Source organism: Streptomyces sp. TP-A0874 (genome assembly GCF_001748085.1).
GTDB lineage: Bacteria > Actinomycetota > Actinomycetes > Streptomycetales > Streptomycetaceae > Streptomyces.
On the sequence record NZ_BBZK01000008.1, the window covers coordinates 127,099 to 142,768 of the forward strand.

General features: G+C 69.6%; 15 protein-coding genes and 3 tRNA genes. 7 read left to right on the forward strand and 11 right to left on the reverse strand.

What is annotated here, in order from left to right; genetic code table 11:
- Window positions 1-58: 58 nt before the first annotated feature.
- The 4 genes from BGP73_RS15035 to leuC form a co-directional block, all read right to left on the reverse strand.
- On the reverse strand, window positions 59-727 hold the full coding sequence (locus tag BGP73_RS15035; protein ID WP_069815018.1) for an HU family DNA-binding protein: 669 nt from the start codon (window positions 725-727) through the stop codon (window positions 59-61).
- 150 nt (window positions 728-877) lie between these two features.
- Window positions 878-1,087 (reverse strand): hypothetical protein, encoded by a 210-nt coding sequence (locus BGP73_RS15040; protein WP_069815020.1) that lies wholly within the window; start codon window positions 1,085-1,087, stop codon window positions 878-880.
- A gap of 146 nt (window positions 1,088-1,233) precedes the next feature.
- Entirely contained in the window at window positions 1,234-1,827 is a 594-nt protein-coding gene (leuD, locus tag BGP73_RS15045; protein ID WP_069815022.1) for a 3-isopropylmalate dehydratase small subunit, read from the reverse strand.
- Window positions 1,828-1,832: 5 nt separating this feature from the next.
- Window positions 1,833-3,257: a 3-isopropylmalate dehydratase large subunit gene (gene leuC / locus BGP73_RS15050; protein ID WP_069815025.1), complete on the reverse strand. Its 1,425-nt coding sequence runs from the start codon at window positions 3,255-3,257 to the stop codon at window positions 1,833-1,835.
- 200 nt (window positions 3,258-3,457) lie between these two features.
- Here leuC and ndgR point away from each other — a divergent pair, with 200 nt between their 5' ends.
- Entirely contained in the window at window positions 3,458-4,174 is a 717-nt protein-coding gene (gene ndgR, locus BGP73_RS15055) for an IclR family transcriptional regulator NdgR (RefSeq protein WP_069815027.1), read from the forward strand.
- 21 nt (window positions 4,175-4,195) lie between these two features.
- On the opposite strand, the gene BGP73_RS15060 is transcribed toward ndgR, so the two are convergent.
- A complete protein-coding gene (locus tag BGP73_RS15060; RefSeq protein ID WP_069815029.1) occupies window positions 4,196-4,675 on the reverse strand; it encodes a DUF4188 domain-containing protein in 480 nt (159 codons plus the stop codon).
- Between the two features lie 162 nt (window positions 4,676-4,837).
- On the opposite strand from BGP73_RS15060, the gene BGP73_RS15065 reads away from it, so the two are divergent.
- Window positions 4,838-5,485 (forward strand): MerR family transcriptional regulator, encoded by a 648-nt coding sequence (locus tag BGP73_RS15065; protein WP_069815031.1) that lies wholly within the window; start codon window positions 4,838-4,840, stop codon window positions 5,483-5,485.
- Window positions 5,486-5,632: 147 nt separating this feature from the next.
- Here the strand turns inward: BGP73_RS15065 and BGP73_RS15070 are convergent.
- The 3 genes from BGP73_RS15070 to BGP73_RS15080 all read right to left on the reverse strand — a co-directional run bounded on the left by BGP73_RS15070 (window position 5,633) and on the right by BGP73_RS15080 (window position 5,956).
- Window positions 5,633-5,708 (reverse strand) — tRNA-Glu (locus tag BGP73_RS15070).
- A 64-nt stretch (window positions 5,709-5,772) separates the two neighbouring features.
- Window positions 5,773-5,845 (reverse strand) — tRNA-Glu (locus BGP73_RS15075).
- Window positions 5,846-5,884: 39 nt separating this feature from the next.
- A tRNA-Gln gene (locus BGP73_RS15080) sits at window positions 5,885-5,956 on the reverse strand.
- A gap of 539 nt (window positions 5,957-6,495) precedes the next feature.
- On the opposite strand from BGP73_RS15080, the gene BGP73_RS23845 reads away from it, so the two are divergent.
- Window positions 6,496-6,627: a hypothetical protein gene (locus BGP73_RS23845; RefSeq protein ID WP_306303456.1), complete on the forward strand. Its 132-nt coding sequence runs from the start codon at window positions 6,496-6,498 to the stop codon at window positions 6,625-6,627.
- Window positions 6,628-7,043: 416 nt separating this feature from the next.
- Here BGP73_RS23845 and gltX read toward each other — a convergent pair whose 3' ends face one another.
- The 3 genes from gltX to BGP73_RS15095 all read right to left on the reverse strand — a co-directional run bounded on the left by gltX (window position 7,044) and on the right by BGP73_RS15095 (window position 9,643).
- Window positions 7,044-8,540 carry a glutamate--tRNA ligase gene (gene gltX / locus BGP73_RS15085; RefSeq protein WP_079127541.1) on the reverse strand — a complete coding sequence of 499 codons (1,497 nt, stop codon included), beginning with the start codon at window positions 8,538-8,540 and terminating at the stop codon, window positions 7,044-7,046.
- Window positions 8,533-9,342 (reverse strand): fumarylacetoacetate hydrolase family protein, encoded by an 810-nt coding sequence (locus BGP73_RS15090; RefSeq protein ID WP_069815035.1) that lies wholly within the window; start codon window positions 9,340-9,342, stop codon window positions 8,533-8,535. The genes gltX and BGP73_RS15090 overlap by 8 nt, the downstream gene beginning before the upstream one ends.
- A gap of 121 nt (window positions 9,343-9,463) precedes the next feature.
- A complete protein-coding gene (locus BGP73_RS15095; protein ID WP_069815038.1) occupies window positions 9,464-9,643 on the reverse strand; it encodes a hypothetical protein in 180 nt (59 codons plus the stop codon).
- Between the two features lie 525 nt (window positions 9,644-10,168).
- Here BGP73_RS15095 and BGP73_RS15100 point away from each other — a divergent pair.
- The 4 genes from BGP73_RS15100 (at window position 10,169) to BGP73_RS15115 (ending at window position 15,341) form a co-directional block, all read left to right on the forward strand.
- Window positions 10,169-13,846 (forward strand): sensor histidine kinase, encoded by a 3,678-nt coding sequence (locus tag BGP73_RS15100; RefSeq protein WP_069815040.1) that lies wholly within the window; start codon window positions 10,169-10,171, stop codon window positions 13,844-13,846.
- 10 nt (window positions 13,847-13,856) lie between these two features.
- Window positions 13,857-14,270 carry a roadblock/LC7 domain-containing protein gene (locus BGP73_RS15105; RefSeq protein ID WP_069815388.1) on the forward strand — a complete coding sequence of 138 codons (414 nt, stop codon included), beginning with the start codon at window positions 13,857-13,859 and terminating at the stop codon, window positions 14,268-14,270.
- A 104-nt stretch (window positions 14,271-14,374) separates the two neighbouring features.
- On the forward strand, window positions 14,375-14,782 hold the full coding sequence (locus BGP73_RS15110) for a DUF742 domain-containing protein (RefSeq protein ID WP_069815042.1): 408 nt from the start codon (window positions 14,375-14,377) through the stop codon (window positions 14,780-14,782).
- Window positions 14,763-15,341, forward strand: coding sequence for a GTP-binding protein (locus BGP73_RS15115; protein ID WP_079127542.1), 579 nt, complete (start codon window positions 14,763-14,765; stop codon window positions 15,339-15,341). Before BGP73_RS15110 ends, BGP73_RS15115 begins: the two co-directional genes overlap by 20 nt.
- Window positions 15,342-15,670 lie beyond the last annotated feature (329 nt).

A 15,670-nucleotide genomic window follows, 5' to 3' on the forward strand; every position in this document is an offset into this window, starting at 1 on the left:
GAACAGACCGCGGGCCGGTCTCCCGCAGGAGCCCGGCCCGGCCTGGGAGAACCGTGCTCTACCTCCTCCTGGCCGCCTTCTTCGCGGTGGTCTTGCGAGCACTGCTCTTGCTGGCCGGAGCCTTCTTGGCGGTGGTCTTCCTGGCCGGAGCGGTCTTCTTGCCGGAAGTCTTCTTCGCGGAGGCCGTTTTCTTCCCGGTGGTCTTCTTGGCCGTCGAGGGCTGCCTGGCGGCGGTCTTCTTCGCCGTTGTCTTCTTGGCGGTGGTGGTCTTCTTCGCCGGCGTGGTCTTCTTCGCCGTGGCCTTCTTCGCCGCCGGCGCCCGCTTCGCCGTCCCCTTCTTGGCCGTGGCCTTCTTGGCCGCCGCCTTGGTGGTCGTGCGGCCGGCGGCACCGCCCGTGAGGCTGCCCTTGGGTGCCTTCTTCACCGAGACCTCGCCGCTCTTCGGCAGCTTCTTCGAGCCGCTGACGAGGTCCTTGAAGCCCTGTCCGGCCCGGAAACGGGGTACCGAGGTCTTCTTGACCCGGACGCGTTCCCCGGTCTGCGGGTTGCGGGCGTAGCGGGCGGGGCGGTCGACCTTCTCGAAGGAACCGAATCCGGTGACCGAGACCCGGTCACCGGCCACCACTGCGCGGACGATGGCGTCCAGTACCGCGTCGACAGCGTCGGCGGCGTTCTGCCGGCCGCCGAGCTTGTCGGCAATCGCTTCTACGAGCTGCGCCTTGTTCACGTCTTCCCCTTCGGAGACATTGCCAGAACGAATGAGTTCAAGCTTTTTCGCACGTTAGGCAGATATATACCGCAAATCAAACACGAAACGGTCTAATCACCCTTGTGCCGCAACGAACTGGACCGCTGTGGAGATCTGTCGGCCGGGGAATCAGTAGTCGTCGAGATCCTTCATGAAGCGGTCCAGACGCCTGGCCGCCGCGGCCAGATCATGTTTTGCCGCAGCCGTGATGACCAGCAGCTTCCTGGAGAGCGCCATCCGTACGTGCTCCGGGACTTGCAGCGACCGCACCCTGGTGTGCGCCTCCTTGAGCCGGTCCGCGACGAGCCCGTAGAGCTCGAGTTGACGATCGCCTCCCATGCGGCGATTGTGCCATCTGGCCTGAGTTGTCGCCCGGCGGTGTGCCAACTCGCCCCCTTCCAGGGGCAACCGCAAACGACTGTGCCCCCTGACCGAGGCAGGGGGCACAGGGCGGAACTGTCCGACCAGGGGGTTCGGAACTCGACTCAGACCGGGGCGGTGCTCGGCTTGTGGGCCGGCCGGTTCGCCTCGTAGGCCTTGATCTCGTCCTCGTACTTCAGGGTCAGGCTGATGTCGTCCAACCCTTCCAGCAGCCGCCAGCGGGCGTTCTCGTCGAGGTCGAACCCGGCGACCAGGCCGTCGGTCCGCACCTCCCGCGCCACCAGGTCGACGGTGACCTCCACGGCCGGGTCGGCCTCGGTCAGCTCCCACAGCCGTTCCACCGTCTCCTGCGGGAGCACCACCGTGAGCAGGCCGTTCTTCAGCGAGTTGCCTCGGAAGATGTCGGCGAAGCGCGAGGAGATCACCGTTCTGAAGCCGTAGTTCTGCAGCGCCCAGACCGCGTGCTCCCGGGAGGAGCCGGTGCCGAAGTCCGGTCCGGCGACGAGCACGCTCGCTCCCTGCCGCTCGGGCTGGTTCAACACGAACCCGGGGTCCTTGCGCCAGGCCTCGAAGAGCCCGTCCTCGAAGCCGTCCCGGGTCACCTTCTTCAGCCAGTGCGCCGGGATGATCTGGTCGGTGTCGACGTTGCTGCGGCGCAGCGGCGCGACCCGGCCGGTGTGCGTGGTGAAAGCTTCCATGGTTCTCAGGCCTCCACGAGGGTCGGGACGTCGGAGAGATCGGCGGGTGAGGCGAGCCGGCCCAGTACCGCGGTGGCCGCCGCGACCTGCGGGGAGACCAGGTGGGTACGGCCGCCCTTGCCCTGCCGGCCCTCGAAGTTGCGGTTTGAGGTGGACGCGGCCCGCTCGCCCGGTCGGAGCTGGTCCGGGTTCATACCGAGGCACATCGAGCAGCCGGCGTGCCGCCATTCCGCACCAGCGGCGGTGAACACCTTGTCCAGGCCCTCCTCGACGGCCTGCAGCGAGACCCGTACCGAGCCGGGTACGACCAGCATCCGGACACCGTCGGCGACGGTGTGCCCGTCCAGCACCCGGGCCGCGGCGCGGAGGTCCTCGATCCGGCCGTTGGTGCAGGAACCGAGGAAGACGGTGTCGACGGGGACCTCCCGCAGCCGCTGCCCCGGGGTGAGTCCCATGTACTCCAGCGCCTTCTCCGCGGCGAGCTTCGCGGCCGGGTCCTCGAAGGAGGCCGGGTCGGGGACCGAGGCCGAGAGCGGAGCCCCCTGCCCCGGGTTGGTGCCCCAGGTGACGAAGGGCGCCAGCTCGGCGGCGTCGATGACCACCTCGTGGTCGAAGACCGCGTCGTCGTCGGTGCTCAGGGTCCGCCAGTACTCGACGGCGGCATCCCAGTCGGCGCCCTTCGGGGCGTGCGGGCGGCCCTTGAGGTACTCGAAGGTCGTCTCGTCCGGAGCGATCATGCCGGCCCGGGCACCCGCCTCGATGGACATGTTGCAGACGGTCATCCGCGACTCCATCGAGAGCTTCTCGATCGCCGGGCCGCGGTACTCGATCACATAGCCCTGGCCGCCCCCCGTGCCGATGCGGGCGATGACCGCCAGGATCAGGTCCTTCGCGGTGACGTCCTCCGGGAGTTCGCCCTCGACCGTGACCGCCATGGTCCGGAACGGGGCGAGCGGCAGCGTCTGGGTGGCGAGCACGTGCTCCACCTGGCTGGTGCCGATGCCGAAGGCCAACGCTCCGAACGCGCCGTGGGTGGAGGTGTGGCTGTCTCCGCAGACCACGGTCGTGCCGGGCTGGGTCAGTCCCAGCTGCGGTCCCACCACGTGGACGACGCCCTGCTCGACGTCACCGAGCGGGTGGAGCCGGACACCGAAGTCGGCGCAGTTCTTGCGCAGCGTCTCCAGTTGGGCGCGGGAGACCGGGTCGGCGATCGGCTTGTCGATGTCGAGGGTCGGGGTGTTGTGGTCCTCGGTGGCGATGGTGAGGTCCAGGCGCCGCACCCGCCGGCCGTCGCGGCGGAGGCCGTCGAACGCCTGGGGGCTGGTCACCTCGTGCAGCAGGTGCAGGTCGATGAAGAGGAGGTCGGGCTCGCCTTCCGCGCGCCGGACGACATGGTCGTCCCATACCTTCTCCGCGAGTGTCCGTCCCATCGCTTTCCCTCCGGTCGGCGGCATTGCCGGCCATGCTCGACAGTGTCTGTCCGTTGTCCTGGTCCCGGGCGGTCGTCCCGTTCCCCGCGGGCCGGTGCGGCCGCGTCGGCCGCTGAATCCGCGGTGCCGTCCTGACAGGTTGGCGGCTTTCCGGGAAAATTGAACTTGCGTTTCACACTGTGAGACGCGAGTATCGTTGCATGGACAACTCTAGCGGCGTCGGCGTTCTCGACAAAGCGGCTCTGGTTCTGAGCGCTCTGGAGTCCGGTCCGGCCACCCTCGCCGGACTGGTCGCCTCGACCGGTCTGGCCCGGCCCACGGCCCACCGGCTCGCAGTGGCGCTGGAACACCACAGGATGGTGGCGAGGGACATGCAGGGCCGGTTCATATTGGGGCCACGGCTCTCCGAGCTGGCCGCGGCGGCCGGGGAGGACCGGCTGCTGGCGACGGCCGGACCGGTGCTCACCCACCTACGCGATGTGACCGGCGAGAGCGCCCAGCTCTACCGGCGTCAGGGGGAGATGCGGATCTGCGTGGCCGCCGCCGAACGGCTTTCCGGCCTGCGGGACACCGTGCCGGTCGGCTCCACCCTGCCGATGAAGGCGGGTTCGGCCGCGCAGGTGCTGATGGCCTGGGAGGAGCCGGAACGGCTGCACCGGGGACTGCAGGGCGCACGTTTCACCGCCACCGCCCTCTCCGGGGTCCGGCGCCGGGGCTGGGCGCAGTCGGTCGGCGAACGGGAGCCGGGGGTCGCCTCGGTCTCCGCCCCGGTCCGGGGCCCCTCCAACCGCGTGGTGGCGGCCGTCTCGGTATCCGGACCGATCGAGCGGCTGACGAGGCACCCCGGCCGAATGCACGCCCAGGCGGTCATCGACGCGGCGGGCCGGCTCACCGAGGCGCTTCGCCGTGCCGGCTGACCCACCCGGCAGCGGACTCCCTCAGGCCCCCAACCGGTCAGCGGCCCGCACACCGTGGCCGACCGGGAGCACCCCGACCGCCTTACCCAGCCCGTGGGCGGGCATGTCGACGTAGATGCTCTCGTGGCGCCCGGCCGGGACGAGGTAGGTCTCGTGCCAGAAACCCACATGCGCTCCACCCTGCCGACGGAAGCGATTGAGCATTCCCCAGGCGGGACGGTGCAGCTTGCCCGGATCGGCGGCGTAGTCCAGCAGCTTCTCCTTCGACTCCCAGTACTGGACGACGTAGATCGTCCGCGGCGAGCCGATCAGCAGTTGGTAGCCCAGGAGACCGCTGTCCTCGTCCCGGGACAGCTCCTTCAGCATCGGCGGCATCGCCCTCAGCACCGGCAGCCAGCGGTGCACCGCCCAGAAGCGGTTGATCCGCATCCCGACCAGGAAGACCACCACCTCCCCCGCTGCGGCTGCGGTGGTACGACCCGGTATCGGCTTGGCAGACATGGCAGCTCCCCTGTGAAGACGTGATTCGGCGATCGCCGGCGCCCTGGTACGGCAGTTGACCGCCCATGCCCGGCAGTCCGGCGCGGTCCGAGCCGAGCAAGATTAGATAGCTCCACTATCCATGATTGGATAGTGCCACTTTCCAACAAGGGAGGCAAGCCCATGCGCCTGGCCGAGCTGAGCGAGCGGAGCGGCGTCTCGACAGCGACGATCAAGTACTACCTGCGTGAAGGGCTGTTGACGCCGGGCCGCAGGGTCAGCGCCACCCAAGCGGAATACGACGATGAACACCTCCGCCGGCTGCGTCTGGTGCGGGCGTTGATCCTGGTCGGGCGGGTGCCGGTAGCGCGCGCCCGGGAGGTGCTCGCGGCGGTGGACGACGAGTCGACCGGCCTGACGGGCCGGCTCGGGGCCGCGTTCTCGGCACTTCCCCGGGGAGGGCACGAGGCCGGGCAGGACGACCCGGCGACCGTCGACGCGGCCCGGGAAGTGGAACAACTGCTGGAACGCCTCGGCTGGCGGGGCGCCCGGGAGATCGACAACCGCTCCCCCGAGCACCATTCCCTGGTGGCCTCGGTCGCCACCCTGATCCGCCTGGGCTACGCCTGCGACGCGGATCTCCTGCTGCCGTACGCCGAGCAGGCCGAGCGCCTGGCCGCACTCGACTTCGAGGCCCTGGAGGGATACCCGACGGCGGTGGAGAAGATCGAAGCCGCGGTGGTCTACACCGTCCTGCTGGAACCGGTGCTGTTGAGCCTCAAACGCATCGCCCAGGAGAACGAGTCAGCGCGACGCTACGGAGTCGGCTGAGCGGCCGGGCCCGGTCGGTACCGGAAGAGGCCGAGACGCAGGAGGCGCCGGGCCGAGAGCCGGCGCCATTTCACACTGGACACCGACGCAGCGGTCGAATAGGCCGGAATACGAAAAGAGCCCCGCGCGAGGCACGGGGCTTCCTTCTGGTACCCCCGACCGGATTCGAACCGGCGCTACCGCCTTGAGAGGGCGGCGTGCTAGGCCGCTACACAACGGGGGCCCTAGCTGATCCTGACCTCGCCATCACGGAGAGCGACTCCGATAGGACGAACGGCAAGGATCCGTACCCCCGACCGGATTCGAACCGGCGCTACCGCCTTGAGAGGGCGGCGTGCTAGGCCGCTACACAACGGGGGCCAGACACTGCGGTCAAGAATCCGTCTGACGGGATCCTTGCTGGGGTACCAGGACTCGAACCTAGACTAAGTGAACCAGAATCACTCGTGCTGCCAATTACACCATACCCCACCAAAACGCAACCCTTGAAGGGTTTTGCTTGGCTACGCTTTCGGTTTCGGCCTCTTGGCCTCTCCGTGCGGCGCAGGAAGAACATTACCCGATCGGGGACGGTGGACCAAAACGAGTTGTGGGCTCCGGCGGGCCCCCTCGACGCCGCCGGCACGCCGCTCCGGAAGGACCCGAGCGAAAGGTACCGACCACCGCGCTTCGGCCCACCCTCCGTCACGAATCACCGTCCGTCAGTGACCCGGCAGCCCGTCAGGTCATCCCGGTCACGCGGCTCAGAGCTCCACCTCCCCCAGACCACTCTGCCCGGCCCCCACGCGCTGTCGAGGTGATCCGCATCCCGAAGTCGAGCTCGTTGGGAGGAATTTCGGTCGCCATGCCGACGAGCCTGCGGCTCCGTACGGCCACCAGCGACGAGGCCTCTACACAGCGTGGCTGCGTGGGCGCGGACGGTGTCATGTCAGGGTGCTGGAAGGGGAAGGCGTGGCCCGGACGGCCCGGCATGAGCTCTTCGACCGCAAGCCTCGCCCACCCTGAGCTTCGTGATCGAGGAGTCCGAGGCAGTTCTCCAGCGGCCCTTCGGCGGAGGGAAGGTGCGCCGCGGGCAGTTGGAGCGTCTGCTGCTGGTCGGCGAGAACCCAGTGTGGAGATCCGGGTCATGCCGACCCGGATGACCGACCACGCGGGCGCGGACGGCCCGTTCACGATGACGACGCCACAGGGTGGTGAGCAGGTGGCGACGGCGGCGAGTGCGTCGAAGTCGCCGCCTGCGCCGCCGCCGTGCACGTCTGAGACTCCAAGGACACCGGTCGGGGCGTTCACCGTCACACCGGCCGCCTGGGCCGCCTTCCTCGACCACACCCGCCACTGTCCGACACCCGCCACAGATCAGCGCGCGTGACAGTCGACTCGGTCGTCAGCAGCCGGCGCTGGCGGGCCGGCGGTTGAAAACCGGACACGGCGCAGAGCGCACCACCGGAAGGCGTGGCGGAGAGCCTGCTCTTGACGCCGGTCGACACCGTCGGCCCCGGACGGCCGCAGGGGCGGGTGGACCTACCCGGCCCACCCGCCCCTGCTGGTTGAGGGGGCTCTACCCGGCCAGCTTCGCCAGCGCGGCGTCCACCCGGGCCAGCGTGCGCTCCCGGCCCAGGACCTCCAGGGACTCGAAGAGCGGCAGCCCGACCGTGCGGCCGGTGACGGCGACCCGGACCGGCGCCTGCGCCTTGCCGAGCTTGAGGCCATGCTCCTCGCCCGCGGCCAGCACTGCTTCCTTGAGCGCCTCCGCGCTGGACCAGTCGGCCTCGGCGAGCTTGGCGCGGGCGGTGCGCAGCAGGGCGTCGGCGCCCGGCTTCATCGCCTTGTTCCAGGAGGCCTCGTCCGCCACGGGCTCGTCGAGGAAGAGGAAGTCGACGTTGTCGGTGATCTCGGAGAGCACGGTGAGCCGGGTCTGGGCGTGCGGGGCGATGGCATCGAACGCGGCGCGGTCGAACGCCTCGGGCGCCCAGGGGGCGTACGGGGCCCGGAGCCAGGGCTCGCAGGCCGCGATGAAGTCCTTGACCTCCATCTGGCGGAGGTGGGTGGCGTTGATCGCCTCGCACTTCTTCAGGTCGAAGCGCGCCGGGTTGGCGTTCACGTCACCGATCTCGAAGGCGTCGACCATCTCCTGGAGGGAGAAGATGTCCCGGTCCTCGGAGATCGACCAGCCCAGCAGCGACAGGTAGTTCAGCAGCCCCTCGGGGAGGAAGCCGCGCTCCCGGTACAGGTTGAGCGAAGACTGCGGGTCCCGCTTGGAGAGCTTCTTGTTCCCCTCGCCCATGACGTACGGCAGGTGGCCGAAGCTGGGGGTGGAGCCGTTGCCGACGCCGATCTCGGCGAGCGCGGCGTAGAGCGCGATCTGCCGCGGGGTGGAGGAGAGCAGGTCCTCGCCGCGGAGCACGTGGGTGATCTCCATCAGCGCGTCGTCGACCGGGTTGACCAGGGTGTAGAGCGGGGCCCCGTTGGCGCGGACGATGCCGTAGTCGGAGACGTTCTCCGGCTGGTAGGTGATCTCGCCGCGGACCAGGTCGGTGAAGGTGATCGGCCGGTCCGGCATCCGGAAGCGCACGATCGCGCTGCGCCCCTCGGCCCGGTAGGCCTCGATCTGCTCAGCGGTGAGGGTCCGGCACTTGCCGTCGTAGCCGGACGGCTTGCCGGCCTTTCGGGCGGCCTCGCGCCGCTCCTCCAGCTCCTCGGCGGTGCAGTAGCACTCGTAGGCGTGGCCGGCCTCCTGGAGCCGGCGGGCCACGTCGGCGTACACCTCCATCCGCCGTGACTGGCGGTAGGGCTCGTGCGGGCCGCCCACCTCGGGGCCCTCGTCCCAGTCGAGGCCCAGCCAGCGCATGGCGTCGAGCAGCTGCTCGTAGGATTCCTCGGAGTCGCGGGCGGCGTCGGTGTCCTCGATGCGCAGCACGAGGGTGCCGCCGTGGTGGCGGGCGAAGGCCCAGTTGAACAAGGCGGTGCGGACCAGTCCCACATGGGGATTGCCGGTCGGGGACGGACAGAAACGGACGCGTACGGAGGGGTCCGTACCCTTGGTTGCGCTAGCCACGCTTGATCACCTTGTTGGTGAGAGTGCCGATGCCTTCGATGGTGACGGCGACCTCGTCGCCGACGTTGAGCGGACCGACCCCGGCCGGGGTTCCGGTGAGGACGACGTCGCCGGGGAGCAGCGTCATCGCCTCGGTGAGGTGCACGATCAGGTCCGCCACCGAGCGGATCATCTCCCCCGTGCGGCCCAACTGGCGTTGCTCGCCGTTGACGGTGCACATCACGCCCAGGTCTCCGGGGTCGAGCTCGGTCTCCACCCAGGGGCCGAGCGGGCAGGAGCCGTCGAATCCCTTGGCCCGCGCCCACTGCTTCTCGGTGCGCTGGACGTCCCGCGCGGTGACGTCGTTGGCGCAGGTGTAGCCGAGGATGACGTCCGGAACCCGCTCGTGCGGTACCTCGCGGCACATCCGGCCGATGACCACGGCCAGTTCGGCCTCGTGGTGCACCTCGCTGGAGAAACCGGGGTAGACGATGGGGTCACCGGGGCCGATCACCGAGGTGGAGGGCTTGAAGAAGGCGACCGGCGGTACCGGCCTGCCCTCGTCGTCCACCACGGCGTTGCCCAGCTCGGCTGCGTGCTCCGCGTAGTTGCGGCCGATCGCGACGACCTTGTTCGGCAGGACCGGCGGCAGGAGCCGCACTTCGCGCAGCGGGATCTTCCGGCCCGAGCGCTCGAAGTCGGCGAAGGGGTGGCCTTTGATGATGTCGAGGACGGGGCCGCCGGAACTCTTGGAGTCCGACGGCTCCCCCTCGACGACGCCGAAGGCGACGTTGCCGTCGATGGAGAACCTGGCGATGCGCACGGGAAGCTGCTGCCCCTCACTGAGTGGCCGGAGTCTGACGGCTCCAATCTAGTACCCGCCGCTCTCGGCACCTGTCTCCGGAGGCACGCTCCGCCACGTCGGGGCCCTGGAAAACACGCCGTCAGCTGTTCGGGGCGTCCATGAGGACGGTGCGGCGCGGGTTGGCGGTCTGCGTCGGCAGCTCCGCGGGGTGTTCCGGGCGTTCGCTCTCCAACGGCCGGAGACCTTCGGCGTCCTGGAGGTGCGCCAGCGTGGTCCGCCGCGGGTTCGCTATGTTTCTGAAGATCATCGTGGTCTTCACCTTGGGATGCCTCGCGCTTGTCACTCGGGGGCGGATTATCGGACCACAGGCTAGTACTCCCACCGTCGCCGACCGCACCAACCTCCCTTGGGACACGGCCGAAAACCACGATTCGGCTGTGAGTTTACTCACCGGTCACCAGGACGAACGGGGGCGAAACCTCGCTCGCCGGGGAGGCAGGGAAACAGACATTGCCGCTGAATACGGCTTTCCGCCCCGACCGCCACGAGCGGGACAGCGCGCCTCCGCGGAGGTTTCGTCAGCAAAAGTCTGCAATCGGAGATAGCTCTCTCCACACTCCGTGATTCACACGACACCCAGCGTCACTCATTGCGCTCAGTTATCCACTGCCCTTGTTGGAGATCCGGCTCTGTGCTGGAATTCCACGGACCGATGTCACTTTCCGAGAGAACGAGGGAGGCGCGTCGGTCGACCACGACCGCCCCAGAGGGCCAAGGCCCCATGACTCGATACCGTTCCGCCGTTTGACACGGGGGGACGCCTGGTCCAGAGGTTGCGACGCTAGTGCAGGGACGTTTCAAGAGGGACAACAACGCTTCGGCGGAGGCTGAGTCGCGCGGGGGAATCGACCGCGGCTCCTCCCCCGGGCGTGCCCAGTCCGCCGGTAGCCCGTCCACCGACCAGAACTCCAACGAGCCCGAGGAACAAGGGACCGGTGCGCCCGCGAAGCGCCCGAAGTCCAGCGGGCCCAGCGGTGGGGGTTCTCGCATCGCGATGCGCAACTGGCGCATCAGCACCCGGTTGGTATCCCTGCTGGCCCTACCGGTGGTCGCCGCGACATCGCTGGGCGCGCTGCGCATCCAGACCTCGATGGAAGACCTCGATCAGCTCGAGAACATGAAGCTGCTGACCGAGATGACCAAGCAGGCCACCGAGCTCGCCTCCGCGCTCCAGCAGGAACGCGACCTCTCCGCCGGCCCGTTGGCCTCCGGGAACCCGAAGAACGACGATGTCGTCTACCCGCGGGAGAAGACCGACCTCGCACGGGATTCGTTCCGCAAGGCCACCCAGGAGATCGAGTCCTCCGAGGACGAGGCGCTGATCGGCGTCAACTCCTCGCTCGTCAACATCCTCAAGCAACTCGAGAAGCTCAAGCAGATCCGGGCGAACGCCTACAGCAACGACGACTACATCGCCCAGACGGTCAGCAGCTACAACGAGCTGGTCACCTCGTTGCTCTCGCTCTCCCAGGACATGGCGCAGGCGACCAACAACACCGACATGATCCGCGCCACCCGGGCACTCGCGGCGTTCTCCTCCACCAAGGAGTACGCCTCCATGCAGCGGGCCATCATCAGCGCCGGGCTCGCGCACTCCCCCCACCCGAAGCTCTCGCCGAGTGACCGGCTCTACGGGGAGTCCGCGCTGCTCAGCGAGGAGTCGGCGCTCGGTCAGTTCACCCAGATCTACTCGGGTAACTCCAGCACCGAGGAGCTGCTCCAGGCCCTGGACGACGGCGGCAACCCAGAGATCATCCTGGCCGACAAGTACGCCTCCGACATGCTCAAGGACGACAGTCCGATCGCCAAGGAGACCCGGTCGTACAAGGACTGGTACGACCAGGACAGCGCCAAGATCGACGAGCTGGGCCGCATCGAGCAGACGCTCATCTCGGAGATGACCGACAAGGCCGGCGAGCTCCAGGAGGAGGCCCAGCGCGAGGCGCTCATCAACGGTGCGCTGATCCTGCTGGTCCTCGGGGTCTCGCTGGTCGGCGCCTACATCGTGGCCCGCTCCATGGTGCGCTCGCTGCGAAGGCTGCAGGACACCGCGCAGGAGGTCTCCCAGAAGCGCCTGCCGGAGCTGGTCAAGCAGCTGTCCGAGTCCGACCCGCAGGACGTGGACACCTCGGTGCAGTCGGTGGGCCTGCACAACCGGGACGAGATCGGCCAGGTGGCCACCGCCTTCGACGACGTGCACCGGGAAGCGGTGCGGCTCGCCGCCGAGCAGGCGCTGCTGCGTGGGAACGTCAACGCGATGTTCACCAACCTCTCCCGCCGCAGCCAGGGCCTGATCCAACGTCAGCTCTCGCTCATCTCCGAACTGGAGAGCCGCGAGGCCGACCCGGACCAGCTGTCCTCGCTGTTCAAGCTCGACCACCTGGCGACCCGTATGCGCCGGAACGGTGAGAACCTGCTCGTTCTCGCCGGTGAGGAGCCGGGCCGCCGCTGGACGCGACCGGTCCCACTGGTCGACGTCCTGCGCGCCGCCGCCTCCGAGGTGGAGCAGTACGAACGCATCGAGCTGAGCGGGGTGCCCGCGACCGAGGTCGCCGGCCGGGTCGTCAACGACCTGGTGCACCTCTTGGCCGAGCTGCTGGAGAACGCCACCTCCTTCTCCTCCCCGCAGACGAAGGTCAAGGTCACCGGTCACGCGCTGCCGGACGGCCGGGTGCTGGTCGAGATCCACGACACCGGCATCGGCCTCTCGCCCGAGGACCTGACCGCGATCAACGAACGGCTGGCCAGCCCGCCCACCGTGGACGTCTCGGTGTCCCGGCGGATGGGTCTGTTCGTGGTCGGCCGGCTCTCCCAGCGCCACGGCATCCGCATCCAGCTGCGCCCCTCGGACTCGGGCGGCACCACCGCACTGGTCATGCTGCCGGTCGACGTGGCCCAGGGCGGCCGGAAGCCCGCCGGCAAGCCCGGCCAGGACGGCCTCAAGGGCCAGGGCTCGGGTGCTGCCAACCTCGGCCCCTCCAGCTCCACTTCCAGCCGGCTCTCGGGGATGACCCCGCGCTCCCAGGTGACCGGTGACTCCCGTCCGGCGCTGCCCGCTCGCGGTGCTCCCGGTGAGAACCAGCCTGGCCGTACCGGCAGTGGCCTGCCCACCCGCCCCATACCGAGCGGTGGGGCGGGAGCCCCGGGCGCCGGGAGCCTCTTCGGCGGCCCGAACGGGCCCGGTGGCCAGCGCGGTGGTCAGAGCGAGACCAACATCTTCGGGGCCGGCGCCCCGGGACCGGCCGACCGCGGGGGACAGGGCCAGCCCGGCACTCGGCCGATCCTCCGGCCGCGCGGTCAGGACCCGGCCGGCGCACCGCGCAACGCCGGCCAGCAGGGCCCGGCGGCCGGCGCGCTCCGGCCGGGCGGGCCGGCCCGCGAACAGCTGCCCGCCCGGGGCCCGGCCGCCGAACTGCCCGGTGGCCCGTCCCATGGCCGTGGCCCCGGCGAGGACACTGGTTCCCTGCCCCCCGGCACCAGCTGGGGTGCCCGCCGGGCCTCCGAAGCCGAGGAGTGGCCCACCGGTGGTGTGGCCCGGGAGGCCCAGCGGCCGCCGCTGGACAGCCCGCGCGGCCACGAGGACGTCGACTTCTTCCCGGACGCCGCGCGCGGGGACGGCTTCCCCGCGCAGAACGCGCCTGAGGACACCACGCAGTTCGCCCGACCGGACTACGGGGCCCCGCAGCAGCAGAGCCCTGGTGCCCCCGGTCAGTCCGGCATGGAGGCCGGTGCCGGCCACGCCCAGGAGACCGGGGCGTTCCCGCAGCCCGGGGGATCCGACTACCGCACCCCGCCGCCCGCGGCGGGCGGCGGTCTCTTCGCCGGAGCCGGTTCGGGCCCCGCCCAACCACCGCAGGAGCGGCAGGAGACCGGAGAGTTCTCCTTCCCGCCGGTCCCCCGGGCACCCGAGCGACCGCGTGAGCCCGAACCGCTGCCCCCGGCCGGACCGGGCGACGGCCGTACACCGCTGTTCGACAGCCTTGAGTCGGACTGGTTCCGCGGCCGCCGCGAACCGGAGGGCGCCGACGACCGAACGCCCGCACCGCCGCCGGCGGTCGCGCGGCCCTCGGAACAGACTTCCGCCGCCGAGCCGGCGGTGGCGCCTCCCGCGCCGCTGCCCCAGCGCGAGGCACCGCGGGACAGCAGCAACGGGAGTTCCACGGTGACGTGGCGCTCCTCTCCGAACGACGAACTCGGGCGGCAGGCGGAGCGGGTCCGACAGCCCGCTGCCGGTGGTGTCACCACCTCCGGACTGCCGCGCCGCGTGCCCCGTGCGAACCTCGTCGCGGGCACGGCCCAGCAGCAGACCAGCCAGACCGGACCGCAGGTGTCGCGAGCCCCCGACGATGTGCGCGGACGGCTGACCAACCTCCGACGCGGCATCCAGCAGGGTCGAAGGGCCGGAAGCGGCCCGGCGACCGGACATCCCGGCGTTGGCCCCACCTACCAGCAGGAGCGTTAGTGTGAGTCCGATGAGCCAGGCGGCGCAGAATCTGAACTGGTTGATCACTAACTTCGTGGACAACACCCCAGGCGTGTCGCACACCGTGGTGGTCTCCGCCGACGGACTCCTTCTCGCGATGTCCGAAGGCTTCCCCCGTGACCGTGCCGACCAGTTGGCGGCGGTGGCCTCCGGGCTCACCTCGCTGACCAGCGGCGCCTCCCGCATCTTCGAAGGCGGGCTGGTCAACCAGACCGTGGTGGAGATGGAGCGCGGCTTCCTCTTCATCATGTCCGTCTCCGACGGCTCCTCACTGGCCGTACTCGCCCACCCCGAGTGCGACATCGGCCTCGTGGGCTACGAGATGGCCCTCCTGGTCGACCGCGCCGGAACCGTCCTCACCCCCGACCTCCGCGCGGAACTGCAGAGCAGCCTTCTCAACTGAACGAACGAACGTAACCAACCATCGACCGTCCGGCCGTTCGCCAAGCCCCACCGGCACCCCACCGGCCCCGCCAGACGACAACCGTTGTCCCGTCCGGAGGAACCATGACCCCGCCCCCCGTCTCTCCCGACCCGTACGGTGCCCATCAGGCGCCGTACGGGGGTGAAGGCGACCAGCCGCTGGTGCGGCCGTACGCCATGACCGGGGGCCGGACCCGGCCTCGCTACCAGCTCGCCATAGAGGCGCTGGTCAGCACCACGGCCGACCCTGGTCACCTCCAGGGACTGCTCCCCGAGCACCAGCGGATCTGCCATCTGTGCCGGGAGGTGAAGTCGGTGGCGGAGGTCTCCGCGCTGCTGGCGATACCTCTGGGGGTGGCGCGGATCCTCGTCGCCGACTTGGCCGAGGCCGGCATGGTGGCCATCCACCAGCCCGGCGGCGGCAGCGAGGCCGGCGGTACCCCGGATGTGACACTGCTTGAAAGGGTGCTCAGTGGACTTCGCAAGCTCTAGCGGTGCGGCCCGCTCCACCACCTCCGCGAAGATCGTGGTGGCGGGCGGCTTCGGCGTGGGCAAGACCACGTTCGTCGGCGCGGTCTCGGAGATCAATCCGCTGCGTACCGAGGCCGTGATGACCTCCGCCTCGGCGGGCATCGACGACCTGAGCCATGTCCAGGACAAGACGACCACCACCGTCGCCATGGACTTCGGCCGGATCACCCTCGACCAGGACCTGATCCTCTACCTGTTCGGCACCCCCGGCCAGGACCGCTTCTGGTTCATGTGGGACGACCTCGTCCGCGGCGCCATCGGCGCCGTCGTCCTCGTCGACACCCGCCGCCTCGCCGACTGCTTCCCCGCCGTCGACTACTTCGAGAACAGCGGCCTCCCCTTCGTCATCGCCCTCAACGGCTTCGACGGACACCAGCCCTACACCCCCGACGAAGTACGCGAAGCCCTCCAGATCGGCCCCGACGCCCCCATCATCACCACCGACGCCCGACAGCGCAGCGACGCCAAGAGCGCACTCATCACCCTCGTCGAACACGCCCTCATGGCCCGGCTCAAGTAGCCGGCTGCCGGCGGGCCGACCGCCGTTCGCAACAGACCGCGAGATCGCCCGGCGCGCGGCGGCTGGACCGGAAACGCCAGCCGCCACGCGCCGGGCGATCTTTGCGTGCGGAGCCGCGGCCGGCTGTGTCCTTTGCCACGGAGCGCCTGAGCATTCATAACGTTTTTGACGCAGAAATGTCGGACATCACATACGCTACGCGCACACCCAACTCCGTTATGCGCAGAAGCGTGCGGCGTTTTCGGCGTAACTTTCCCCGATAGCCGCTTTACTCCTTTTCTACCGCGTGGGGCACGCCGACCGCCACTGTTTGGATTACGGACCTGCAA

Bases quoted from the DNA above. Each gene is read 5' to 3' on its own strand.
- leuC (WP_069815025.1), bottom strand. From the start codon at position 3,257: ATGGGACGGACACTCGCGGAGAAGGTATGGGACGACCATGTCGTCCGG.
- BGP73_RS15065 (WP_069815031.1), top strand. From the start codon at position 4,838: ATGCGCCTGGCCGAGCTGAGCGAGCGGAGCGGCGTCTCGACAGCGACG.
- BGP73_RS15040 (WP_069815020.1), bottom strand. From the start codon at position 1,087: ATGGGAGGCGATCGTCAACTCGAGCTCTACGGGCTCGTCGCGGACCGG.
- ndgR (WP_069815027.1), top strand. From the start codon at position 3,458: ATGGACAACTCTAGCGGCGTCGGCGTTCTCGACAAAGCGGCTCTGGTT.
- leuD (WP_069815022.1), bottom strand. From the start codon at position 1,827: ATGGAAGCTTTCACCACGCACACCGGCCGGGTCGCGCCGCTGCGCCGC.
- BGP73_RS15060 (WP_069815029.1), bottom strand. From the start codon at position 4,675: ATGTCTGCCAAGCCGATACCGGGTCGTACCACCGCAGCCGCAGCGGGG.
- BGP73_RS15110 (WP_069815042.1), top strand. From the start codon at position 14,375: ATGACCCCGCCCCCCGTCTCTCCCGACCCGTACGGTGCCCATCAGGCG.
- BGP73_RS15105 (WP_069815388.1), top strand. From the start codon at position 13,857: ATGAGCCAGGCGGCGCAGAATCTGAACTGGTTGATCACTAACTTCGTG.